This window comes from Aquibaculum arenosum (assembly GCF_029222965.1).
GTDB lineage: Bacteria > Pseudomonadota > Alphaproteobacteria > Kiloniellales > DSM-21159 > Aquibaculum > Aquibaculum arenosum.
The window spans coordinates 114,959-138,642 of record NZ_JARHUD010000008.1 but is presented as its reverse complement, the minus strand read 5'-3'; the positions used below and the strand labels follow the sequence as shown (position 1 = coordinate 138,642).

The window sequence follows — 23,684 nt, the reverse complement described above, 5'->3', positions numbered from 1 at the left end:
TATCCGGAGCGCAGCGTAGAGCGCATGCTCGCCTCCCACGATGGGAGACCCGGAACCTACTTCATCGCCTACGGCACTCTTGTTCCCACTGAGCCCATGCCCGCATTTGATCACGACACCCAGGGTCGCGCCCCTTTTAATGCTCGCTTCGAAGGCCACCTAGCGCGCCCCAGCGGTTTTGACATCCGGGCGGCTTTCGAGGTCACTGTCAGATCCTCGTGCATATACCACGATGCGTGTGGAAGCGTGCCAACAGGCCCAGACCCGGCACTGATGTTCATTCGCCAAGAGGAGGGCCAATTTGTCTTCCGCGCCACTCCCTGTAACGACGACCTTTTGTTCAGTCCGACAGAAGGCGAGCTCTCGCGCGCTATCGCATGCCAGGATGGCAAAAAGTGTGTCGCGCCATAGCCATGGGACGGAGGAGGCGCTTGCGATTAATACTGCTTGCCTCGCTATTTCTCAGCCTGTCGGCGTACACAAGCAATGCTGACAATATTCAGTTCTTCCAGCCCTCCGGAACAGCTGCACCGGAACTCCTGTTCGGCGCTGACGCGCGAAGTCTCACAGGCCAAGTCGAGCAGGCGCTGATCGAAGCAACGGGCTTTGCCAATCTTAAGTCTTTCGCCGTTCACTGGGATCGTCCGACATTTCGCTGCCTGACCAAAAGCTACGAGCAGTTTCCAGACGTAACGAATGGCGTCTGCCTTGTAGAGGCCGACGCCTTTCAGGTGAGGGCCACAGCCCTCATCGTAAAAAGGAGCAGCGGCTTCGAGGTGTCGATCCTTGATCTTCTGGTCGAGTAGATGCTCTGCAGATCGGCCAAACAGTTGTGATCGGGGCTACATCAAATGGTTGGTCTGAGGAGGGCATCATGAGGTTAGTCAGGTTCTGGGCGGTACTTGTGGCTGCTGTTGTCGGCTCTTGCGCTTCGGCGGCGCTTGCACAGGATGTGGCCGGAGCGGGCGATCATCCGCTGGTCGGCCGCTATACCGGCTCCGAAATCAGCTTCTACGAGAAGCGTGCCTATGATGAGGTCGCGCTGCCTAACCGGATTGTGCCGGCTGGTGAAGATCGAACCCCGGAAGCCTGGACGATGGAAGTTGCCGGCACGGTGACCTCGATCCGCTACGACGGTCCCGAGGGGCGGTCCGGACTCGAGGTCATGCGCAACTACCAGCAGGCGCTGGAAGCCGGCGGCTTTGAAACGATCCTCTTCTGCGTGCGCGACGACTGTACCGAGCGCGGCGGCATCTCGTCATTCTGGGACAGCGCCCGCGGCATCATCGGGATGCCGACCACCTGGGACAGGTCGATTTATTTTCTGGCGGGCAAGGACGGAGTGTTTGTCAGTATGCTGTCGGTAGAAACTGGGTCGGGCGCAGCGGTGATCCCGCATGTGGCACTGACGCTTGTTGAAACGGACGAGATGGAAGCTGACCAGATCATGTTGGTGGAGGCCTCTGCCATGGAGGAGGCCTTTGCAGCGGACGGACGCATTGCGGTTTATGGCATCTATTTCGACTTCGATTCCGCCGACCTTCGGCCGGAGTCCGATGCACAGCTTGTTGAACTGGTGCGCTTTCTTAAGGAGGACCCGAGCCTCGAGGTCGTGATTGTCGGCCACACCGATTCCTTCGGCGGCTTTGACTACAACCTCGCCCTATCGCAACGGCGGGCCCAGGCGGTTGTTGACGCACTGGTGGCTCGCTACGGCATCGCCGCCGCACGCCTCATCCCCGCGGGCGCCGGGATGGTCGCCCCCGCCTCGACAAACAGGACCGAAGAGGGCAGGGCGCTAAACCGGCGTGTGGAGATCGTCGAGCTGCTTGCTGACGACCGGTAGTATAGCTGTTTGAGCCCTGCCCTCAGTAGAGCCGTGTGCGGTAAGCTTCTTCCAGGCGCTCTTCCTGCTCGCGCGCGTTCAGGCCCTGGATCTGGTCGGCCAGGATGCGTCCGAGTGAGGGCAGTGATTTGCGGTCCACCTGGCTCTCCTGGGCCCAGAGCTTGGAGCGGATCAGCGCCTTGCCGCAGTGCATGTAGGCCGTCTCGACCTCCACCAGGATGGCGCTGACGGCCGGTTTGCCCTGCACCGCCAGATCGGCCAGCACCTCCGGGTCGGTGACGATGCGCCCGCGGCCGTTGATCCGCAGGGTCTCGGTCATCCCCGGGATCATGAAGAGCAGCCCGATGCCTGGGTTTTCCAGCAGGTTGGAGAGACTGTCCACGCGGCGGTTGCCGGGCCGGTCGGGGATCAGCAGGTGCCGGTCGTCCAACACCTTGACGAAGCCCGGCGGGTCGCCGCGGGGGCTGACATCCTGCTCCCCGCGGGCGTTTGCCGTGCCGATGACCACGAAGGGCGCAGCGGCGATCAGCGTGCGGCAGTGCTCGTCCAGCCGGTCGATCTGTTTGCGTTGGGCTGTTTCGCTGGGCTCGCCGTAGTGCGCGCGCAGCGACTGAACGCTGTCGATCGCGCTCATCCGAAGGCCTGAATGCCGGTCTGCGCCCGCCCCAGGATCAGGGCATGGACGTCATGGGTGCCCTCGTAGGTGTTGACGGCCTCCAGGTTCATGACGTGACGGATGACATGGAACTCGTCAGCGATGCCGTTGCCGCCGTGCATGTCGCGGGCGACGCGGGCGATGTCGAGGGCCTTGCCGCAGGAGTTGCGCTTCGCCAGGGAGATGGCCTCGGGCATCATCTTGCCCTCGTCAATCAGCCGGCCGATGCGCAGGCAGGTCTGCAGGCCGATGGTGATCTCGGTCTGCATGTCGGCCAGCTTCTTCTGCATGAGCTGCGTGGCGGCAAGCGGGCGGCCGAACATCTGGCGGTCCAGGGTGTACTGCCGCGCGGCGTGCCAGCAGAACTCGGCGGCGCCCAGTGCGCCCCAGGCGATGCCGTAGCGCGCCCGATTGAGGCAGCCAAAGGGGCCGCGTAGGCCCGAGACGTTGGGCAGCAGGGCGTCTTCCGGCACCTCGACATTGTCCATGACAATTTCGCCGGTGGTCGACGCGCGCAGCGAGAACTTGCCTTCGATCTTCGGCGCGGAAAGGCCCTTCATGCCCTTCTCCAGCACGAAACCGCGGATCTTGCCGTCCTCGGTCTTGGCCCAGACCACGAAGACATCGGCGATCGGCGAGTTGGTGATCCACATCTTTGTGCCGTTCAGCACATAGCCGCCGTCCACCTTCTTCGCGGTGGTGCGCATGGAGCCGGGGTCGGAGCCGGCGTCGGGCTCGGTCAATCCGAAACAGCCCACCCATTCACCACTGGCCAGCTTCGGCAGGTACTTGTCGCGCTGCGCTTCGGTGCCGTAGGTGTGGATCGGGTGCATGACGAGGGAGGACTGCACGCTCATGGCGGAGCGGTAGCCGCTGTCCACCCGCTCCACCTCGCGGGCGATCAGGCCGTAGCAGACGTAGTTGACGCCGGCGCAGCCGTACTTCTCCGGGAGAGTCGCCCCCAGGAAGCCCAATTCGCCCATCTCGTTCATGATCTCGCGATCGAAGCGCTCATGGCGATTGGCTTCCAGGACCCGCGGCATCAGCTTATCGCGGCAGTAGTCGCGGGCTGCATCGCGCACCATGCGCTCATCTTCCGTAAGCTGCTCGTCGAGCAGGAGGGGGTCTTCCCATACGAAAGGCGTGGCGGTGTCGCTCTTGATCTTGTCCTGGTCCTGGGCCGGCTGGGCGGCTGGGCTCATAACGCGGGTCTCCGTCGATGATTGACCTTGAACGGGTGTTCCTGCCGGACGCTCGCAGCGCGGCCCGGATCGGCGAGACGGGGCTCGCGATCGCGCGGCTTGCCGGCGCCGGACCTCGTCCGCAGTAACGGCAGTGCACAATGGCATAGCGCCCGCGGCCCGGCAAGCAAGCGGCCCAGCCCGCAGCGGCGCTTGACCGCAGGCGTCAGAGGCCGGGCACACCCTTGGTGGTCGAGTACTCCCAGTGCAGCTCCTCGTCCGGATGGACCAGGGGATGAATGGCGTGGGCGGCGCTCGCAGCCTCGGCAAAGCCGGTGAGGATCAGCTTCAGCTTGCGCGGATAGTCCGCGATGTCGCCGATGGCGAAGACGCCGGGCAGGGAGGTCTCGCAGGTGGTCGGATCCACCGCGACCTGCCCCTTGTGCAGTGCCAGCCCCCACTCGGCAATGGGTCCCAGGTTCATCGACAGTCCGAAGAAGGGCAACAGCGTGTCCGCATCCAGGCGCCGCTCCTGCCCGTCCAGGTCCCGGGCCACCACGGCCGAGAGCTGTCCCGCCGCGGTGTCGCCTTCCAGGCGGTGAAGCTGGCAGGGCACCACAAGCTCGACTTTGCCCGCCTCGGCCAAAGCGTGCAGCCGGGCCACGGATTCCGGCGCGCCGCGGAACTTGGCGCGGCGGTGGATCACGTAGACCTTCTCGGCAATGTCGGCGAGCAGAATGGACCAGTCGAGCGCCGAATCGCCGCCGCCGGCGATCACCACCCGCTTGCCGCGCAGGCTCTCGGGTTGAGTGACGGCATAGAAGACTGAGCGGCCCTCATAGTGCTCCAGGTCGGCCAGCGGCGGCCGGTTGGGCCCGAAGGCGCCGGCGCCGGCAGCGATGATCACCGCCTTGGCCTGGATGACCCGGCCCTTGGAGGTGGTGAGCCGCCAGCCCTCGTCCCGCCGCTCGAGCCCAACCACGCTCTGCCCAAGGTGATAGCCCGGCTCGAAGGGCGCGGCCTGTTCGCGCAAGCGCTCGATCAACTCTCCAGCGCCGATGCGCGGATAGCCGGGGATGTCGAAGATGGGCTTTTCGGGATAGAGCGCGGCGCACTGCCCGCCGATCACATCCAGGGGATCGATCACCTGGCAGCGCATGCGCAGCATGCCGCATTCGAAGACGGCGAAAAGTCCGACTGGACCGGCACCGACGATGGCAACATCGCTGTACAAGGGCTGCGCGGGCATGAGCACTCCGAAGCGGGGTCGCACTGGGAAAGGGTTGAGCGCGGGGGGTGCCCACGCTGGATCGGAAGATGGCCGGGCGGAGCCGGCGATGCAACTCCACCGGCGCGCAGGCGCGTGGTGCGTGCCGAGGCGTTGGTCGTTCTTGGGCGTTGCGATGACGCTGAAGCCCCGTGTAGAACCGCCCCATGCCGCAGTCGCCAGTACCGGACCCGCTCACTTTCGATCTGCCCGACGAGGCGGCAACGGCCGCGCTTGCGCAGCGGTTGGCGCCACTTTTGCACGTTGGCGACGTGATCGCGCTCTTCGGGGACCTGGGTGCCGGCAAGACGGCCTTCGTGCGCGCCCTGGTGAATGCTTTGCCCGGACCGGCGGAGGAGGTGCCAAGCCCCACCTTCACCCTGGTGCAGACCTATCACCGCGGGGAACTGGAGCTATGGCATTTCGATCTTTATCGACTCGAAGCCGCCGATGAAGCCTGGGAACTGGGACTGGAGGAGGCCTTGGCCGAGGGTGTGAGCCTGATTGAATGGCCGGAACGGCTGGGGGCGGCACTGCCGGCTGAGCGCCTGGAAGTGTGCCTTCAGCACGCGGGGGAGGGTCGACGGGCCAGCCTTTACGCCAGCGGCGCATGGCAGGCTCGGTTGCGCGAATGGCAGGAGGGGCTGGCGTGACACCCACGCGCAGGGCCGCGGCCGGAGACTTTCTCGCTGCGGCTGGATGGACCGGCGCCGATATCCGGCTGCTCGCCGCCGATGCCTCTTTTCGCAGCTATCATCGGGTGACGGTGGGAACACGACGTGCCGTCCTGATGGATGCGCCCCCGGATCAAGAAAAGCCCGAGGCGTTCCGGCAGGTGGCGGAGATACTCGCCGCCCTGGAGCTTTCGCCTCCACGCGTACTGGCGGCCGACCTGGAGCAGGGGTTTCTGCTGCTGGAAGATCTGGGCGACCGAACCTTCACCCGGGCACTCGCCGAGGGGGCGGATGAAAGCGCACTCTATCAACTGGCTACCGACACGCTCATCGTGCTGCACCGCCGTTGGGACCCGTCGTTGGGCGCTGGGTTGTCGGCCTTCGATGCGCGCTCCTTACCGCTGGAGGCAGAACTGCTCCTGGACTGGATGCTGCCCGCCTTGACCGGCCGTGACGTCGACGCCCTGATGCGCGAACGTTTCCGCGAAGCCTGGGAGGCGGTGTTGCCGCCGGCTTTTGCTTTGCCGCCCACCCTGGTGCTGCGCGACTACCATGTGGACAATCTGATGGTGTTGCCCGATCGGCCCGGGGTGACGGCCTGCGGGCTCTTGGATTTCCAGGACGCGATTTTGGGGTCGCCGGCCTATGATCTGGTCTCCCTGCTGCAGGATGCCCGGCGCGATGTGCCGGCGGAGATCGAGCGCGCCATGTTTGAACGCTACTGCGTTGCCTTTGCCGGCGAGATCGATCCGCAGACCCTGAAGGCCGCGTATTGGGTCCTCGGCGCCCAGCGCACGGTGCGCATCCTGGGGGTCTTCGTGCGGCTCGACCGCCGGGACGGCAAGCCGGGTTATCTCCGGCACGTTCCGCGCCTGTGGCGCCTGCTGGATCGGGCCCTGGAGCGGCCGGAGCTGGCACCGCTCAACGACTGGTTTGCGCGTTATCTGCCCGGCGAGCTGCGCCGGGTGCCGGACAGGGGAGCCGCCGCATGATCCGACCCACCCGCGCCATGCTTCTGGCCGCCGGCCGAGGCGAGCGCATGCGCCCGCTCACGGACAAGACCCCCAAGCCTTTGCTGCCCGTGCAAGGACGCTCCCTGGCTGAACGCGCGCTGGACCGGCTGGGCGAGGCCGGTGTGGAGCAAGCGGTGGTCAATTTGCATCATCTGGGTGAAGAGCTGCGCCGCAGTCTTGCAGAGCGTAATCGGCCTCAGGTGATCTTTTCGGAGGAGTTGGACCTGCTCGATACCGGCGGCGGCGTTGCAAAGGCGCTGCCGCTGCTGGGCGATACAGCCTTCTTCGTGGTCAACGGCGATGCGCTCTGGCTCGATGGGGCGAAGCCGGCACTCCGGCGTCTCTGCGAGGCCTGGGATGAAGCGCAGATGGATGCGCTGTTGCTGTTGCAGCCGACGGTCTCCGCACTCGGTTTCGAGGGGCTGGGAGATTTCTTCCTCACGCCGGACGGCCGGGTGCGGCGCCGGATTGAGCGCGAGGTGGCGCCCTTTGCCTATGCTGGGGTGCAACTGGTGCATCCGCGCCTGCTCCGGGACGCGCCGTCCGGCGCCTTTTCCTTCAATCTGCTCTGGGACCGCGCGCTGGAGAGCGAGCGTCTTTGGGGCCTGCGCCATGAGGGGCCCTGGTATCATGTGGGCACGCCTGAGGCGCTGGCCCTGGCAGAGCAGGAACTGACCTATGAGTTGGGTGCGCCGCGCCCTGAGCGCGCCGATTGACGACTGCAGAACTGTCCCAGGTCTTGCGTCCGGCAGTCTGCAGTCCCAAAACAGTGGCCGTGACCCCGGCGTGAGATGCCGTCATCGCGCGCGAGAAGCATCCTGGACGGAACCTAGACGAAACATGGGGGAGAAGTGGCTTCGCCAACCTCCCTACAAAAGTATCCGAGTAAAGGTATCAGGAGAGTGTATTCATGACCCCGAATGAGATCGCCAAGGTTCAGAGCTATCTGCGCCGCACCTTCGAGAGCGACAGCATCTCCATTCAGGCGCCCGCCAAGGCCGGCGCGCCCATCGAAGTTTACTCCGGCGAGGAGTTTGTCGGCGTCCTGCACCGCGATGAAGAGGACGGCGAGGTCTCCTACGACCTGCACATCTCGATCCTGGCCGAAGACCTGGAGTGACGCACCGGCCTTGATGAGCGGCCAGGCTGAGCGCCTGGACGATACACACATGGCAGGCGTGGTGCCGGCCGTGAACAAGAGGGGAGGAGGGCGTTTTCCGTGTACCTGGCAGCCAACCTGTCGATGCTGTTCGACGACCGGCCCATGAGCGAGCGCTTCGGCGCCGCGGCTGCGGCCGGCTTCTCAACTGTGGAGATCCAGTTCCCCCACTTCCATACGCTGGAGGAGCTGCAGCGTGCGCGTGACGCGGCCGGGGTGGACATTGTGCTGATCAACGTGCCGGCCGGCGATCCGGAGGCGGGTGAGGCCGGGTTGGCCAGCTTGCCCGGCCGTGAGGCCGACTTCCGCGCGGCAGTGGACACCTGTCTCGACTACGCCCGCGGCCTGGGCGCGCGCAAGATCAACGTCCTGGCCGGCAAGCCGCCATCCGATGCACCGCGCGAGGAAATCTGGAAGACCCTGATCAGCAATCTGCGCCTGGCCGCCGACCGGTTGGGCGAGGCGGGTCTGGCCGTGCAGGTGGAGGCGATCAACCCGGTGGATGTGCCGGGCTTCTTCCTGAACTCCCTCGATTCTGGGTTGGAGGCGCTGGCCCGCGCGGAGCGTGAGAATCTGCAGCTGCAGTTCGATTTCTACCACATGGCCATCACCGAACCCTCACTGAACGAAGCGATCACCCGTGCCGGGCACCACATCGGCCACGTGCAGTTTGCCGACAATCCCGGCCGGCATGAGCCGGGGACGGGCACATTGGACCTGCTCTCGGCCATCGCCGCTCTGCGGGCCACGGGCTATGACGATGCACTGGCGGCGGAGTATCGGCCTGCCGGTCGCACGGAAGACGGGCTGGGCTGGATGGCGGACTTCACCCGCGCCATCAGCTGAGGCGCCGGAACGGGGACTGGTGCAGCGGTGACCCCTTAGCCGGTGCGCACCCGCGTCACCGCGGCGTCCCAGCCCTGCAGGAGCTGCTTGCGGTCCTGCTCGGCCAGGCGCGGCTCGAAGCGGGCTTGGTGGCGCCACTGCCCGGCGATCTCCTCGAGCGAGCCGTAGAGCCCGGCCTGCAGGCCGGCCAGGTAGGCCGCGCCAAGCGCCGTGGTTTCCGGCACCTCCGGCCGGTCCACCGGGATGGCCAGGATGTCGGCCAAGAACTGCAGCATCCAGTCATTGGCCACCATGCCGCCATCGACCCGCAGCGCCTTGGGGCGCACCCCGTCCTCGGCCATGGCCTCGAAGAGGTCGCGGGTCTGGTAGCAGACTGATTCCAGCGCCGCGCGGGCGATCTGTGCCGGCCCGGTATCGCGCGTCAGCCCGAAGAGCCCGCCACGGGCCGCGGAGTCCCAGTAGGGGGCGCCCAGGCCGGTGAAGGCCGGGACGAGGTAGACTCCGGCATTCGACTGCGTGCTGCGGGCCAAAGCCTCGGTGTCCGAGGCGCGCTTGATGATGCCCAGGCCGTCGCGCAGCCACTGCACCGTGGCGCCCGAGATGAAGATCGAGCCTTCGATGGCGTAGGTGGTCTTGCCACCGATGCGGTAGCAGATGGTGGTCAGCAACCGGTTGCGCGACAGCACCGGCTGATCCCCGGTGTTGAGAATGACGAAGCAGCCGGTGCCATAGGTCGACTTGATCGAGCCTTCGCTGAAGCAGGTTTGGCCGATGGCAGCCGCCTGCTGGTCGCCCGCCATGCCCAGGATGGGGATCGGGCGCCCGAAGAGTTCCGGGTCTGTGGTGCCGAAGTCGGCGGTGCAGTCTTCCACCCGCGGCAGCAGCGCTTCCGGCACCCGGTAGAGGCGCAGCAGCTCCGGGTCCCAGGCCATGTCGTGGATGTTGTAGAGCCCCGTGCGGCAGGCGTTGGTGGCGTCGGTGGCGTGGACCCGGCCGCCGGTCAGGCGCCAGAGCAGGAAGCTGTCGATGGTGCCGAAGGCCAGGTCGCCGCCCTCAGCCTTGAGCCGGGCGCCGTCCACATTGTCCAGTATCCAGGCGATCTTGGTGGCGGAAAAGTAGGGGTCGATGCGCAGCCCCGAGCGCTCAGCCACCATCTGCTCCACCTCGGGGCTGCGCAGCTTATCGCAGAGGGCGGCGGTGCGGCGGTCCTGCCAGACGATGGCGTCGTGGATCGCCCGGCCGCTGTCGCGCTCCCAGACCACACTGGTTTCGCGCTGATTGGTGATGCCGATGGCCCGGACGGTCAGCCCCTTGGCCTCGGCATCGCGCAGGGCGGCGCGGCTGACTGTCAGGGTGCTGGCCCAGATTTCTTCGGGGTCGTGCTCGACCCAGCCGTCGGCAGGATAGATCTGGCGGAACTCGCGCTGGGCGCTGGCCCGCGGCCGGCCGTCACGGTCGAACACGATTGCCCGTGTGCTGGTCGTCCCCTGGTCGATTGCCAGAATGCAGTCTTCCGCCATGCCACCCTCGTCCCTTGCTTGCCGGCGCCTGAAGCGCGGTCTTTGCCTGCCGTTATCTTCGATAGCGAAAGGCGGGCGTCAACCGTTACGGTTTCCCGCCTCGGTCCCGCCTCACGTCCGCTCGCACTCCTGCCCCGGCTGGCATGAGACTGTCATCGTGTTTTCACTTTCGAACAGACTTTTGTTCGCTTAGATTTCATTTTCCGCAAGAGAAGCGCGCAATCGGCGCGTCGTGGCGAACCTTGTTGGGTGCGAAATAAGTGGCAGAGGCGCAGACCTTCGATCTTCTGGTGATCGGCGGTGGCATCAATGGCGCGGGCATAGCGCGCGATGCCGCCGGCCGTGGTCTGCGCGTGGTGCTGTGCGAGCAGGGGGATCTGGCCGGCGCCACCTCTTCGGCCAGCACCAAACTGATTCACGGCGGCTTGCGCTATCTCGAGTACTACGAGTTCAAGCTGGTGCGTGAGGCCCTGCGCGAGCGCGAGGTGCTGCTGCGCGCGGCGCCCCACATCGTTTGGCCGCTGCGCTTCGTGCTGCCGCACGATGCCGGACAGCGGCCGGCCTGGATGATCCGCCTTGGACTCTTCCTCTACGACCACCTAGGTGGGCGCGAGCGCCTGCCGGCGTCGCGCAGCCTAGACCTCCGACGCAATGCGGCCGGCGAAGCGCTCAAGCCCGCATTCGGCAAGGCCTTTGAATATTCGGACTGCTGGGTGGAGGATGCGCGCCTTGTGGTGCTCAACGCCCGCGACGCCGTTGAGCGCGGCGCCGAAATCCGGGTGCGCACGCGCTGCACCCACGCCCGTCGGGTGGAGGGCGGCTGGGAAGCGACCCTGGAGGGCCCCGCTGGGCGCCAACAGGTCTTCGCCCGTGCGCTGGTCAACGCGGCCGGCCCTTGGGTCAACAGCGTTCTCGGCGAGACCATCGGCCTGGAACGGCCGGGAGGGGTGCGCCTGATCAAGGGCAGCCACATCGTCGTGCCGCGTATCCAGAACCACGACCGCGCCTACATCTTCCAGAACCCCGACAAGCGCATCGTCTTCGCCATCCCTTACGAGCAGCGCTTCACCCTGATCGGCACCACGGACATTCCTTACGACGGGGACCCGGCTGCGGTGGCGATCGACGAGGACGAGACGCGCTATCTCTGCGAAGCGGTGAACCGCTATCTGCGCAGCAGCGTGAGTCCGGGCGATGTGGTTTGGAGCTATTCCGGCGTGCGGCCGCTCTACGACGACCGCAACGCCAATGCCTCGGCCGTAACGCGGGACTACGTCTTCGACCTCGATGGCGACGGCGCAGAGCGGGCGCCGCTGCTCTCGATCTTTGGCGGCAAGATCACGACTTACCGCAAACTGGCCGAACACGCCCTTGAGCGCCTGCAGCCGATGCTGGGCGTCGAGGCGGCCGCCTGGACCGCGCAGGCGCCGCTGCCCGGTGGCGACATGCCCGGCGCTGATTTCGACGCCTATCTACAGACGATGCAGCGCCGCCATCCGGCCTTCTCGCCCGACCTGCTGCGCCGTTGGGCACGCGCCTACGGTACCCGCGTCGAAGCCCTGCTGCAGGGCGCCAGTTCTCCAGCCGCTCTCGGTGAGGACTTCGGCGGCGGTCTCTATGAAGCGGAGCTGGATTACCTGCTGCGCCAGGAATGGGCGACCACGGCCGAAGACGTGCTCTGGCGCCGCTCCAAGCTGGGATTGCACCTGCCCGAGGGGACGGCTGAGAAGGTGGAGCGCTGGTTCCAGGGCACGCCCGACGTTCCTGCGAGGAAGTTGGTGCAGGGAGCATCGCTGCCGTCCTGACGCCGTAGGCTTTTGTTGCCTTGGCACTGGCGTTGCAACTGCCCGTTTACAAGATTCGCGAAGCGGCTGTAGACTTCCTCCCGTGTTATGATGAGGCGGGCTGCCTAAAGGAACGCACGCAAGATGCGTTGGCCAACCTTCATGCAAGCTTTGGGAGGGGCACGCGTGACGCACTCGCTGACTGCACTTCCTGTCACCGCTTCAGGTGGCAGCCGCATCTGCGGGCGTGACGCTTGACGATGGCGTCCGGGCAGGAGCCGGCTCTCGTCTGCAGCAATGTCAGCCGCTGGTTCGGGGGGCTTCATGCCCTGAAGGGCGTGTCGGTGACAATCGGCAGGGGGGATATCTTCGGTCTCGTCGGGCCCAATGGGTCTGGCAAGACCACCCTCGTCAACGCCATCACCGGCTTCTATCCGCCGCAAGAAGGCTCCATCACCTTCGAAGGGCGCAGGCTCAACGATCTGAAGCCCCACCACATCGCCCGCTGCGGGATCGCCCGCACCTTCCAGAATGTGGCGCTTTTCCGCGGGATGACGGTGCTCGATAACATCCTGATGGGCCGTCACATTTTCATGAATCCCAACCCGCTCGCGTCCCTGTTCTACTGGTGGTGGGCGCAGCGCGAGGAGATCGCGCATCGGCGGAAGGTGGAGGAGGTGATTGACCTTCTCCAGTTGGAAAGCGTGCGCGACGAGCATGTCGACGTCATTCCCCTGGGATTGCAGAAGCGTGTGGAACTGGCGCGCGCGCTCTGTGCCGAGCCACGGTTCCTGGTGCTCGACGAGCCGATGGCCGGCATGAATCAGGAAGAAAAGGAATACATGGTCCGTTTCATCCTCGATGCGCAGGAGGCGCTCGGGCTGACGGTGCTCATCATCGAACATCACATGGATGTCGTGACGGCGATCTGCGGGCGGATCCTCGTGCTGAACAATGGCGCGGCGATTGCGGAAGGTCCTGCACGGGAGGCGATCGCAGATCCGCAGGTGGTGGAAGCCTACATCGGCAAGGCGCGAGATGTTGCTTGATGCGGAACAGACCGGGTCGGCGGCGGGCCTGCATCCGAACTGGAAGGCGGATGACCACCTGATTGCGGTACTCGCCCGCAATGCGCACGAACATCCCGACGAAGTGGCCTTGCGGGAACGCGATCAGGGAATCTGGCAGGAATACACCTGGGCCGATTATCTCGACGTCGTGCTGGCCTTTGCCGCGGGCCTGGAAGCAGAGGGTGTCTCACCCGGCGACATCATGATGGTTATCGGCGACAACCGGCCGAACCTCTACTTCGCCATGCTGGGCGCCATCGTCCTGCGGGCCATCCCTTCGCCGGCCTATCCCGATACGCCACCCGGTGAGATCGCAGACCAGCTTGCTCGTGAGGACATTGAGCTGGCCATGGGAGAGGACCAGGAGCAGGTCGACAAGCTGCTTCTTGCGCGTGAGAAGCATCCCGCGCTGCGCCTGATCGTTTACGACGACCCGCGCGGCCTGACGACGTCGCCACCGCCCGGAACGGCAGCCTTCGAGGACATCGCGGCTGCGGGACGGGAGCGTCTCGAGAAGGAACCGACCTTGCGGGATGCCCTTCTTGCACGGCCAAACGTCCATGATGTCGCGATTCTGCTGCACTCCTCCGGCACCACCGCCACGCCCAAGGGGGTGCCGCTCAAGCATGGGCATCTGCTCGCGGGCGTACGCAATGCGGCTGCTGCCGGCTACTTCCGGCAGGGCGAGGTGCATATGGCCTATCTGCCGACCGCCTGGGTCGGGGATTTCGCCTTCTCGGTGGTGGCGGGGCTGGAGTTGCGCTTCATCGTCAACATTCCGGAATCCCAGGAAACCGCACTGCATGATCTGCGCGAGATCGCACCGACCCTCTACTTCTCCAGTCCGCGTGCCTGGTCGTCGATGCTGACGCGGGTCCAGGTGGGGATCGCGGAATCAACTCCCTTCAAGCGCTGGCTCTATCAAGTCTTCATGCCCTTCGCGGTCGAGTTGGAGCGCGCGCGTCTTAAGGGGCAAAAGCCGGGGGTCATGGCGCGCCTCAGGCGCGGCCTGGGGGAGTTTTTGATCTATCGTCCCATTCGCGATCAGCTGGGCTTGTCCCGCGTCGAACGGCCCTACACGGCCGGCGAGGCAATCGGTGAAGATGTCTTCCTCTTCTTTCGGGCTCTCGGCCTGGATCTGAGGCAGTTCTACGGACAGACCGAAACCTGCGCCCTGGCCGTTGCCCAGTCGCGCGAAGACATAAGCCTGACCTCGGTGGGGCGCCCCTTCCCGGGCATCGAGGTCAAGATCGACGATAAAGGCGAGATCCTGATTCGCGCCGACAATGTGTTCGACGGCTATTTCCGGGACGAGGCCGCGACCGCCGAGGCGCTACGCGATGGCTGGCTTCACACGGGAGATGCGGGACAGTTCGAAGAAGACGGCGCGCTGGTGGTTCTGGGGCGCGTTTCTGAGATCGTGCATACCGCAGACGGACGCCGCTACATCCCCACCTACATCGAGAACCGACTGAAGTTCAGCCAGTTCATCAAGGATGCCTGCGTGATCGGTGCCGCTCGGCCCTTCATCTCGGCCATCGTGTGCATCGATTTCGAAGCCGTGGGACAGTGGGCACAGGAGAATGGTATCTCCTACACATCCTATGCGGACCTCTCCCAGAAGCCCCGCGTCTATGACCTGATCCAAGGCGTTGCGCAGGATGTGAATGGCAAGATGCCCGAGGGCCTTCACGTCGCCCGCTTCGTCAATCTCCACAAGGAATTCGATCCCGACGACGGGGAGGTGACGCGCACCCGCAAGCTGCGCCGGGAGCTGATCGACGAGCGCTACGCGGACATCATCACCGCCATCTACGACGGGCGGGATGAGGTCGATTACGAGGCGCACATCACCTACGAGACCGGCCAGACCGGCGTCATTGCCCGCAGGCTGGCCATCCGGACCACAGAGGGGGGCGGGTGATGTACTACTTCGCCGAGCTCGTGATCAACGGGGCGCTGACCGGCCTCATGTACAGCCTGGTCGCCCTGGGCTTCGTGCTCATCTACAAATCCTCCGGCGTCCCCAATCTCGCCGCAGGTGCGCTGGTCATGATCGGGGCCTACATGGTCTGGCTGTTGTCCAGCTACGGGCTGCCGCTGTTTGTCAGCATCCTTCTCGGCTTGGCGATCATGTTCGGGCTCGGTCTGCTGATCGAACGCTTGCTGCTTCGACGCATGGTGGGCCAGCCGATCATCATGGTGGTGATGCTGACCCTGGGGTTGGAAATCCTGCTGCGCGGTCTCGGTCCGGGACTTCTTGGGGCCGCTCCCAAGCCCCTTGACCTGGGGATCGGGCTTGCTCCCATCATCGTGGGCGACATCTTCATCAACCGCTCCTACCTGATCGGCGGCGCACTGGCGCTTCTGATGATCGGTGCTGCACTGCTCTTCTTCCGCACGCGCCTTGGGACCAAACTGCGCGCGGTGTCCGATGACCACGTATCGAGCTGGGCGGTGGGCATCTCGGTGGAGCGAGCGATCGGCGTTTCCTGGGGGCTTGCGGGTATCGCTGCCGTTGCCGCGGGTGTGCTCTGGGGCTCCGTTCAGGGCGTGGACTGGACCCTCTCGATGCTGCTCTTTCCGGCAATCGCCGTGGTCATCCTGGGCGGGATCGACTCCATCCTGGGGGTGCTGGTGGGGGGCCTCATCGTCGGCATGCTGGGCAGCATCATCCCAGGCTACGTGGACCAGATCGTGGGCGGAGGTACGCGCGACGTGGTCACCTCGCTGATCATCCTGATCACCATCATGGTGCGTCCCTACGGCATCTTCGGTCGCGAAGACATCGAGAGGATCTGAGCCTTGTTCTATCGGCTGGCCGGCGTCCATCACACACGTTACCAGAGCGCACGGCGGCTCTGGCCGGTCCCGGCCGACCGTTGGCAGGTGCTCTTCCTGCTGGCGCTGGCTGTCGTGGCGCCCTTCTTCCTCTCGAATCTCTATCTGGGCAGCTATCTGCTGCCTTGGCTGATCTGGAGCGCCGCGGCGCTCTCGCTGACCCTCCTGATGGGAACCGCGGGCCAGCTCCACTTCGGCTTTGCCGCTGTGATGGCCATCGGCGCCTACAGTTCGATTCACCTGGTGCGCTTTGGTGTGCCCTTCGAGATTGCCCTTGTTGGCGCTGGAGTGACGGCTGCCGTCATCGGCTCGCTGTTCGGCATGGCGGCACTGCGGGTCAAGGGGCTCTATCTCGTCATGGCCACCCTGGCCATGCAGTATCTGGTGGACTGGGTCATCATCAATGTGCCGGCAATCTCCGGCGGCGCCCAAGCCACCTTGCGCACACCCACCGTCTCCTTCCTTTTAGTGCCGGTCGACTCGCTGGTTTCCCGCTACTACCTGGCGCTGATCTGGGTTGTGCTGGTGACGCTCTTCTTTCTCAATGTGAAGCGCACCTCATTCGGCCGAGCGTTGGTCGCCATTCGGGACAAGGATTTCGCCGCAGCGGTGATCGGGGTCGACCCCTTCCGCACCAAGCTGGTGGCCTTCTTTACTTCGTCCTTCATGGGCGGGGTATCAGGGGCGATCCTGGCCTTTGCCTACTACCGGGCGGTCACGCCGGAGCAGTTCTCTTTCAACGTCTCGATCCAACTGGTCGCCATGGTACTCGTCGGCGGCCTGGGGAGCGCCGTGGGCGGGTTCCTGGGGGCCGGCTTCGTGCTGTTGATCCCCATTTTCCTCACCAATTTGGTGGCATGGCTCGCCGGCGCCGGCTGGATTGCGATCTCGGCCAATCTCATCGCCCACGTACCCCTGATGATCTATGGGGCCCTGATCATCGGTTTTCTGCTGTTCGAGCCTCTGGGCCTCGCCAAAATCTATGACAATATCCGCAAATACTTCTTGGTCTGGCCCTTCCGCCATTCCAGGAGTTGAAGACCCCATAATCCCGAACCCACGAAAGAAAATGGGGATCAGCAAGAGGAGGAAAAGCCGATGAATAGATACAAGAACGGACTCATGGCAGCGAGTTTGGCTGCAGCGATGGCGACGGCCGGCAGTGCCGCCGCACAGGAGGACGCGATCAAGTTCGGCCTCCTGCAGGACTTTACGGCCGTCTACACCTTCGTTTCGGGTGAGTACAACCAGGGACAGCGCGATTACCTGACCCTGGTCAATGAGGAAGGCGGCCTCGACGGAACGATGATCGAGGCCATCGTACGCGACCACGGCAATGAGCCGCAGCGTGGCATCGAGGCCTACAACCGGGCGAAGGAGGAAGGGGCCGTTCTCTTCGATTTCTTCTCCACCCCGGTATCCCGGGCACTGGTGGACAGCGTGCTGGAAGACGAGGTCGTTCTGATCACCGCCTTGCACGGGCGCGGCGACGCCAGCGACGGGGAAACCTTCCCCTATGTCTTCCCCATGATGGCGACCTACTGGTCGCAAGCCACGGTGCTGGCCAACCATATCGAAGAGAATGAGGGCGGACTCGAAGGCAAGAAGATCGCGCTGGTCCACATCGACTCCCCCTTCGGCCGGGAGCCGCTCCCGGTCCTGGAGGCGCTGGCCGAGGAGGAGGACTTCGAACTGCGCAACTTCCCTTATCCCAGCCCCGGTAATGAACAGTCCGCCACCTGGACCGAGGTGCGCCACTTCCGCCCGGACCATGTCTTCATCTGGGGAGCCGGCGGAGGCCAGCCGGTCTCGGTGCGCGAGGCCATCCGTAACGGCATCTCGCCGGAAGACATTTACTCCGTCGTCTGGCTGGCCGAGACCGACGCCGAGAATGTCGGCGCCGACACCATGGCCGGCGTCAAGCGCTTCGAGGCCACGGCCAGCGGCACCGACACCCCGATCCTGCAGCGCATTCAGGAAAAGGTGATCGACGCCGACCTCGGCGCGGGTGACGCCGCAAACGTGGGCACCAGCTACTACAACGTGGGTGTCGCCTCCATGGCGGTGGCCGTGGAGGCCGCGCGGCTGGCACTGGAATCCGAGGGCGCGCCTCTGACCGGTCCGAAACTGAAGGCGGGCTTCGAGATGATTTCCGACTTCGATGCGGAGGGCCTGATGCCGCCCATCACCATCACGGCGAGCGATCATCAGGGCGGTGGTGCCGGGCGTGTGTCCCAGTGGAACGGTGAGCGCTGGGAGCCGGTCTCCGATTGGACGGCAGCCTATCAGGATGTCGTGCAAGTCGAGATCGAGGAGGGCGCCGAGGCCTTCCGGCAAGGCAACTGATCATGCCCCGGCTCGCCCTGTCCAATGTGGAAGTCGTCTATGACAAGGTCTTCCTGGCGATCAAGGGCGTGTCGTTGGAGGTCGAGGAGGGCGACATTGTCGCCCTCCTGGGCGCCAACGGCGCAGGCAAGAGCACCACTCTGAAAGCGATCAGCGGTCTGCTGGGGCCGGAGCGGGGCGCGGTCACTCGCGGCGAGATCGCATTCGGTGACCTCGACCTGCTCTCGCTCGGCCCGCCCAAGCGTGTCGAGGCCGGGCTGGTCCATGTGCTCGAGGGGCGGCGCATCTTCGGCCACCTCACACCGGAGGAGAATCTGCTTGCCGCCTTTCCGAGCGGCAGAAGCTCGGCGCGCTTCACTGAACTGCGCGAGCGGGTCTACACCTACTTTCCCCGCCTCAAGGAGCGCGGACGCGCCAAGGCCGGTTACCTTTCCGGCGGCGAACAGCAGATGCTGGCGATCGGCCGTGCGCTGATGACCGAGCCGCGCTTGATCATGCTGGACGAACCCTCCCTGGGGCTGTCACCGCTGCTGGTGCAGGAAATCTTTGCCATCATTCGCGAGATCAACGAACGGGAGGGCGTCAGCGTTCTGCTGGTGGAGCAGAATGCCAACGCTGCCCTGGAGATCGTGCGCCATGCCTATCTGGTCGAGAACGGCCAGATCGTGATGGACGGCTCTGCCGAGGTTCTGAAGCAGAATCCGGACGTGCAGGAATTCTACCTCGGTGGCGGTGGCAAGGTGGATTACCACGCGGTGAAGCACTACCGCCGCCGCAAGCGCTGGCTGGCCTGAGTGACCTTGATAAGCCCCTTGCGACTCGGATTGAGCGCTGTTCCGTCTAACCGGCCTGCATGAGGCGCCGTGCGCCCTCTTGGCCGACCATATGGTCTTGTTATCAAGATCATATGGTCATACACTTCCGTCGTACGAAAGGAGCGTCCGAATGGAAAATCTCATTGCGGATCGGCCTGTCGTTGACCGACAAGCAGTCGCCCTTAAGGCCTTCGCGCGCATCGCGGGGAATTGGTCGCTCAGTCTTCGGGAGGCGGCAGCGTTGGCCGACATGTCGGAGTCGACCTGGAAGCGCGCAAGAAGACCGAGTTACGCAGGCGATTTGACAAAAGACCAGATGCTGCGACTGAGTGCACTGATCGGCTTGTATAAGTCTCTGGAGCTCTATTTCGATGAACCCCTCTCGCGGGAGTGGGTCAGGCTGCCGAACCGCGGCCCGGAGTTCGAGGGTCAGCGGCCGATCGATGCCATGGTGGCGGGCGGGCTGCCGAAGATCATGCGTGTACGGGCCTACATGGATGCGCTGCGGGGTGGAGTGTGAGGCTCACGTCGGTCAACGATCGGGCCTTGGTTCGACTGATCCCCGAAACGCATCACAAGCCGCCGGTGCTGCGCGGACTTGTTGAAAGTGACGAGGAAGCCGCAGCCCTTGCTGAACTCGAGGGCGAGACGAGTGCACGCCTGATTGCTGAACGCGAAGGCACTCCAACGCTCGATCGCCGCGAACTGGTCTTTGCCCGGCGGTTGCATGATCTTGCACTCTACGGCCAAAGCCACATCAACGCAGCTTTCACCTACACGCGGCCGACCGGCAACCGCTTTAATAGCGGTGATCGGGGGGCCTGGTACTGCGCCTGGGACATGCTGACGAGTGCCCAGGAGGTGGGCTTCCATAGAACGCGCGAACTCACCTATATCGGCCGTTACCATCACGAAGCCCGCTATGTGGAATTGCTTGCAGATTTCATCGGCGACTTCCCCGATCTGCACGGGGACGCCGGGCATGCGGTGCTCGACCCCGATCCTGAGATCGGCTACCCGGCGGGACAGTTGTTCGCTGCCGGTCTACGCCGGAACGGGCACCGGGGGCTGATCTACCCGTCTGTGCGCCACGTCCGCGGGCGCTGCTTCGTCGCATTCGACCCCGGCATCATACAGAACGTCCGCCCGGGGGCGAGTTGGACACTCGTCTGGCGCGGCTCCCCGGAATTTTTGATCGAGGGATGAAGAGATCCCGAGGCAGTCTTCCCTGTCACGGCGGCCGGGGTGGACCGCGAATCCCTGATGTCAGTCATGCTATGATGCCGTTGTTCTTGCCCGATGAGCGAAGCTGATCCAGTTTACCAGTGAATCGGCAAGGGCAGGCGTTGATAGAACTTTGAACAGCATGGAAAAACTGGATCCCCGCCTCTCCATCGCCCCCATGATGGACTGGACGGATCGCTATTGCCGAGGGTTTCATCGGCTGCTGACGCGTCGGGCGCTGCTCTATACCGAGATGGTGCCGACGGGTGCGATCCTGCGCGGGCAGCGGGAGCGTTTTCTGGCCTTCGATCCCGCCGAGAGGCCTTTGGCGCTGCAGCTGGGTGGGGCCGATCCGGGCGCGCTGGCGGAATGCGCGGCCATCGCCGAGGACTGGGGCTATGACGAGGTCAATCTGAACGTCGGCTGCCCCAGTGACCGGGTGCAGAATGCGCGCTTTGGCGCCTGCCTCATGGCCGAGCCGGAATTGGTGGCGCGCTGCGTTGCGGCCATGCAGGCGGCGACACGGCTGCCGGTGACGGTGAAGCATCGCATCGGCATCGACGAGCAGGACAGCTACGAAGCCCTTCACCGCTTCGTCGATCTGGTGGCCGCGGCGGGCTGCGAACGCTTCATCGTCCACGCCCGCAAGGCCTGGCTGCAGGGCCTCAGCCCCAAGGAGAACCGCGAGATCCCGCCGCTGCGCTACGAGGTGGTGGCGCAGCTGAAGCAGGACTTTCCCGCGCTCCAGTTCATTCTCAACGGCGGCCTGCAGGACCTGGACAGTGCCTCTGCGCATCTGCCGGGGCTGGACGGGGTCATGCTGGGCCGGGCCGCCTATCAGGATCCCTGGGTGCTGGCCCGGGTGGACTCCCGCTTCTTCGGCACGCCGGACCCCTGTGCCGAGCGGGAAGAGGTGGTCGCGGCCCTGCGGCCTTGGCTGTGGGCGCTGCAGGAGCAGGGCGTGCCGGTCAAGGCGGTCACGCGGCACATTCTCGGCCTCTTCAACGGCGTGGCCGGAGCGCGGGCCTGGCGGAGGTGCCTCAGCGAGGGAGCGGCGGCAGGCGCCGGCCCGGAGGTGCTGGACCAGGCCTATGAGGCCATCCAGACAGCGGCACTGCGGCGGGCCGCATGAGCGAGGCGGACGGGCGCACGGATCGGCCGGGGGGACGGGACGCAGGCGGCGAAGAGCGGCCGGCGGTGGCCATCCTGCTGATGGTCGTCGCCATGTCCGTCGTGCCCTTCATGGACGCTTTCGCAAAGCTGCTGAGCCGGGACTTGCCGGTGGAGCAGGTGGCCTGGGCGCGCTTCGTCTTCGGGCTGCTCTTCATCCTGCCCTTTGCGCTCTATCGCTACGGGCCGCGCGTCACCTTTCGTCCCAAGCAGCCGGCGCTGCAGTTCCTACGCGGCCTGCTCACCGCGGCCTCCTCGCTGTTCTTTTTTGGCGCCATCTCCATGGCACCCATCGCTGACGCACTGGCCCTGGTCTTCATTGCGCCGCTGGTGGTCACCGCGCTTTCGCCCTTCGTCTTGCAGGAGCGCGTCGGCATTCACCGCTGGGCGGCGGTCTGGGTCGGCTTTGCCGGGGCGCTGATCATCATCCGGCCGGGCTTCGGATCGATCGACCTGGCGATGCTGCTGGCCGCCGGTGCGGGCGTGTCGCACGGGTTCTTCCTGCTGGTCACACGACGCCTCTCACGCTCCGGGCCGCCGCTGGCGACGCTCACGGTGACCACGCTGGTGGGCGCTCTGGTGCTGGCCTTCCTGCAGCCCTTCGTCTGGACCATGCCGGCGCCGCATCACTGGCTCTATCTTGCCGCCATGGGCTTCTGCGCAGCGCTGGGCCACTTCCTGCTGATCAAGGCTTTCGAGCAGGGCACGGCAACGCTGCTGGCACCCTTCGGCTACACCGAGATCGTGGCGGCGACGGCGCTGGGCTATTTCGTTTTCGGTGACTTCCCGGACCGTATCACCTGGCTGGGTATTGTGGTCATCATTGCCAGCGGGCTCTACATCACTTTCCGCGAGCGGGTGCGAGGCCGCCTGCCTGCGGCGCGGCTGCGGAAGTAGGCGCCGCCGCATCGGGTCGCGGCAGTGGCCGCCGGGCCTGCAGGCGGAGTTTCGCCGCCCAGCGCAGCCAACGCAGCGTGCGCCCGGGCGCGCCGAGATAGCCGTAGTCGCGCAGGATCAGCAGCATAAAGAAGACATCCACGCGGCGCGGCCGGGTGGGACCGTGCAGCTCGATGCGGGTGAACATGGGGATGGAGAGGTCGCCCAGGTGCCCGAAGGTGGCGGCCTGCTTCAGCGGCAGCAGCGGCATGCTGAGAGTAAAATGCCCGGCCTTGCTATGCTTGTCCCGCTGCTCCAGCCGCCCGCGCAGGCTGTTCCAGAAAAGCCGCACCCCGTCGGCCTTGATCGAGAAGCCCTTGGGCAGCCAGGCGCGCAGCAGGCTGCGAAGCTGGCGCAGGCTCTGCTCTAGCCTGGCGTGATCCTTGGGCGTGAAGCGGGCCTGGCGGTTGGCCTCTTCCTGTTCGGCCACCAGCGCCCGGGTGCGGGCGGTTACATGCGGATCGAAGGTCGCCGGATCCTGGCGCGTCACCTCGGCTCCGCCCAACTCCAGGCAACTGTAGGGCTGGTGCAGCCGGGCCGGCGCCCCCCAGAAGCGCCGCAGATCGGCATAGCGCACCTTGAAATCGTTGGCCCAGTCGGTGTCGGCGCGGCGAAAGACCACCTGGCTGGCGAAGGGCACAAAATCGTCGGCGCCGATCAGGCGACAGGCCTTGGCGGCGGCGCGCACATAGCCGCGCTTGCCACCGCGCTCGACCCGCTTGCCGTTCTGCCAGTAGGAGTTCATGGGGCTGGCCGGCGAGTAGCTGCGCAGCAGCACACAGCGCTTGCCCAGGGCCGCGCGCAGAGCCCCCAGGCGCCGCAGGCTGCGGTCATCGGGCTTGGCATCGTTCAGATTGACGATCAGCGCCTCGGGCGTGTCCAGCAGCAGGATGGAATCGTTGTTCCACAGCGCGATCGACAGGACCTGCAGGTCGGGGGCGAGGCGCAGCCATCCTTCTTCCGGCAGGCGTCGGGTGCGATAGCCCAACTCCTGCAGGTGCCCCTCCATGCCCATGGAGAGGAAGGGCGGCAGCAGGACCTGCGGGTCCGCGCCCTGGTCGCGCAGCAGGCGCAGGCTGGGCGGGTGATAGTGGTCCGGGTGCTCGTGGCTGATGTAGAGCCAGGGGGAGGCCGCCAGCCGCGCGATCTCGGCCGGGCCGGGATAGTTCTCGATCCACCAGCTGCGCCAGTAGGTGGAGCCGGTCAACCAGGGATCCGTGGCCAGCAGCGGCGCGCCGGCCGCATCCTGCAGCAGCAGGGTTGCATGTCCTATGGTCTCAAGCCGCACCCACAGACTCCTTTACCGGCGACGCGGGGCGCATCCTACTGCCGCTGCC

23 protein-coding genes are annotated in these 23,684 nt (G+C 65.3%); 18 read left to right on the top strand and 5 right to left on the bottom strand.

Annotated elements, in window-relative coordinates; translation table 11 throughout:
- Positions 1–431 precede the first annotated feature (431 nt).
- Together P2G67_RS13525 and P2G67_RS13520 are read left to right on the top strand one after the other, a co-directional pair.
- Entirely contained in the window at positions 432–806 is a 375-nt protein-coding gene (locus tag P2G67_RS13525; protein WP_275823768.1) for a hypothetical protein, read from the top strand.
- Between the two features lie 68 nt (positions 807–874).
- Positions 875–1,846: an OmpA family protein gene (locus P2G67_RS13520; RefSeq protein WP_275823767.1), complete on the top strand. Its 972-nt coding sequence runs from the start codon at positions 875–877 to the stop codon at positions 1,844–1,846.
- A 22-nt stretch (positions 1,847–1,868) separates the two neighbouring features.
- Here the strand turns inward: P2G67_RS13520 and P2G67_RS13515 are convergent, their stop codons facing one another.
- The 3 genes from P2G67_RS13515 to P2G67_RS13505 form a co-directional block, all read right to left on the bottom strand.
- Positions 1,869–2,480 (bottom strand): pyridoxamine 5'-phosphate oxidase family protein, encoded by a 612-nt coding sequence (locus P2G67_RS13515; protein ID WP_275823766.1) that lies wholly within the window; start codon positions 2,478–2,480, stop codon positions 1,869–1,871.
- Positions 2,477–3,703 carry an acyl-CoA dehydrogenase gene (locus tag P2G67_RS13510; protein ID WP_275823765.1) on the bottom strand — a complete coding sequence of 409 codons (1,227 nt, stop codon included), beginning with the start codon at positions 3,701–3,703 and terminating at the stop codon, positions 2,477–2,479. Before P2G67_RS13510 ends, P2G67_RS13515 begins: the two co-directional genes overlap by 4 nt.
- Before the next feature lie 205 nt (positions 3,704–3,908).
- Positions 3,909–4,931, bottom strand: a complete 1,023-nt coding sequence (locus tag P2G67_RS13505; RefSeq protein ID WP_275823764.1) for an NAD(P)/FAD-dependent oxidoreductase — start codon at positions 4,929–4,931, stop codon at positions 3,909–3,911.
- A gap of 185 nt (positions 4,932–5,116) precedes the next feature.
- Here P2G67_RS13505 and tsaE point away from each other — a divergent pair, with 185 nt between their 5' ends.
- From tsaE to P2G67_RS13480, 5 genes are all read left to right on the top strand, one after another.
- A complete protein-coding gene (gene tsaE, locus P2G67_RS13500) occupies positions 5,117–5,602 on the top strand; it encodes a tRNA (adenosine(37)-N6)-threonylcarbamoyltransferase complex ATPase subunit type 1 TsaE (protein ID WP_275823763.1) in 486 nt (161 codons plus the stop codon).
- A complete protein-coding gene (locus P2G67_RS13495) occupies positions 5,599–6,615 on the top strand; it encodes an aminoglycoside phosphotransferase family protein (protein WP_275823762.1) in 1,017 nt (338 codons plus the stop codon). Before tsaE ends, P2G67_RS13495 begins: the two co-directional genes overlap by 4 nt.
- Positions 6,612–7,352 (top strand): nucleotidyltransferase family protein, encoded by a 741-nt coding sequence (locus tag P2G67_RS13490; RefSeq protein WP_275823761.1) that lies wholly within the window; start codon positions 6,612–6,614, stop codon positions 7,350–7,352. Before P2G67_RS13495 ends, P2G67_RS13490 begins: the two co-directional genes overlap by 4 nt.
- Before the next feature lie 194 nt (positions 7,353–7,546).
- Positions 7,547–7,756, top strand: coding sequence for a DUF3126 family protein (locus P2G67_RS13485; protein WP_275823760.1), 210 nt, complete (start codon positions 7,547–7,549; stop codon positions 7,754–7,756).
- A 99-nt stretch (positions 7,757–7,855) separates the two neighbouring features.
- Positions 7,856–8,641 (top strand): hydroxypyruvate isomerase family protein, encoded by a 786-nt coding sequence (locus P2G67_RS13480; RefSeq protein ID WP_275823759.1) that lies wholly within the window; start codon positions 7,856–7,858, stop codon positions 8,639–8,641.
- Between the two features lie 35 nt (positions 8,642–8,676).
- Here the strand turns inward: P2G67_RS13480 and glpK are convergent, their stop codons facing one another.
- Positions 8,677–10,161 carry a glycerol kinase GlpK gene (glpK, locus tag P2G67_RS13475; RefSeq protein ID WP_275823758.1) on the bottom strand — a complete coding sequence of 495 codons (1,485 nt, stop codon included), beginning with the start codon at positions 10,159–10,161 and terminating at the stop codon, positions 8,677–8,679.
- A gap of 260 nt (positions 10,162–10,421) precedes the next feature.
- Between glpK and glpD the strand changes: the two genes are divergently transcribed.
- From glpD to P2G67_RS13420, 11 genes are all read left to right on the top strand, one after another.
- Entirely contained in the window at positions 10,422–11,966 is a 1,545-nt protein-coding gene (gene glpD / locus P2G67_RS13470) for a glycerol-3-phosphate dehydrogenase (protein ID WP_275823757.1), read from the top strand.
- A 239-nt stretch (positions 11,967–12,205) separates the two neighbouring features.
- A complete protein-coding gene (locus tag P2G67_RS13465; protein ID WP_275823800.1) occupies positions 12,206–12,994 on the top strand; it encodes an ABC transporter ATP-binding protein in 789 nt (262 codons plus the stop codon).
- Entirely contained in the window at positions 12,984–14,939 is a 1,956-nt protein-coding gene (locus P2G67_RS13460; RefSeq protein WP_275823756.1) for an AMP-dependent synthetase/ligase, read from the top strand. Before P2G67_RS13465 ends, P2G67_RS13460 begins: the two co-directional genes overlap by 11 nt.
- Positions 14,939–15,817 carry a branched-chain amino acid ABC transporter permease gene (locus P2G67_RS13455; protein ID WP_275823755.1) on the top strand — a complete coding sequence of 293 codons (879 nt, stop codon included), beginning with the start codon at positions 14,939–14,941 and terminating at the stop codon, positions 15,815–15,817. The genes P2G67_RS13460 and P2G67_RS13455 overlap by 1 nt, the downstream gene beginning before the upstream one ends.
- A gap of 3 nt (positions 15,818–15,820) precedes the next feature.
- Entirely contained in the window at positions 15,821–16,894 is a 1,074-nt protein-coding gene (locus P2G67_RS13450; RefSeq protein ID WP_275823754.1) for a branched-chain amino acid ABC transporter permease, read from the top strand.
- Positions 16,895–16,954: 60 nt separating this feature from the next.
- Positions 16,955–18,202, top strand: coding sequence for an ABC transporter substrate-binding protein (locus tag P2G67_RS13445; protein ID WP_275823753.1), 1,248 nt, complete (start codon positions 16,955–16,957; stop codon positions 18,200–18,202).
- A gap of 2 nt (positions 18,203–18,204) precedes the next feature.
- Positions 18,205–18,996 carry an ABC transporter ATP-binding protein gene (locus P2G67_RS13440; protein WP_275823752.1) on the top strand — a complete coding sequence of 264 codons (792 nt, stop codon included), beginning with the start codon at positions 18,205–18,207 and terminating at the stop codon, positions 18,994–18,996.
- 151 nt (positions 18,997–19,147) lie between these two features.
- The gene (locus P2G67_RS13435) at positions 19,148–19,537 is read left to right on the top strand and encodes an MbcA/ParS/Xre antitoxin family protein (protein ID WP_275823751.1); all 390 of its coding nucleotides are present in this window, start codon (positions 19,148–19,150) and stop codon (positions 19,535–19,537) included.
- 26 nt (positions 19,538–19,563) lie between these two features.
- The gene (locus tag P2G67_RS13430) at positions 19,564–20,223 is read left to right on the top strand and encodes an RES family NAD+ phosphorylase (RefSeq protein ID WP_322099710.1); all 660 of its coding nucleotides are present in this window, start codon (positions 19,564–19,566) and stop codon (positions 20,221–20,223) included.
- Positions 20,224–20,383: 160 nt separating this feature from the next.
- Positions 20,384–21,373, top strand: a complete 990-nt coding sequence (gene dusA / locus P2G67_RS13425; protein WP_275823749.1) for a tRNA dihydrouridine(20/20a) synthase DusA — start codon at positions 20,384–20,386, stop codon at positions 21,371–21,373.
- The gene (locus P2G67_RS13420) at positions 21,370–22,308 is read left to right on the top strand and encodes a DMT family transporter (protein ID WP_275823748.1); all 939 of its coding nucleotides are present in this window, start codon (positions 21,370–21,372) and stop codon (positions 22,306–22,308) included. The genes dusA and P2G67_RS13420 overlap by 4 nt, the downstream gene beginning before the upstream one ends.
- Here P2G67_RS13420 and P2G67_RS13415 read toward each other — a convergent pair.
- Positions 22,253–23,635 (bottom strand): MBL fold metallo-hydrolase, encoded by a 1,383-nt coding sequence (locus tag P2G67_RS13415; protein WP_275823747.1) that lies wholly within the window; start codon positions 23,633–23,635, stop codon positions 22,253–22,255. The genes P2G67_RS13420 and P2G67_RS13415 overlap by 56 nt on opposite strands.
- Positions 23,636–23,684 lie beyond the last annotated feature (49 nt).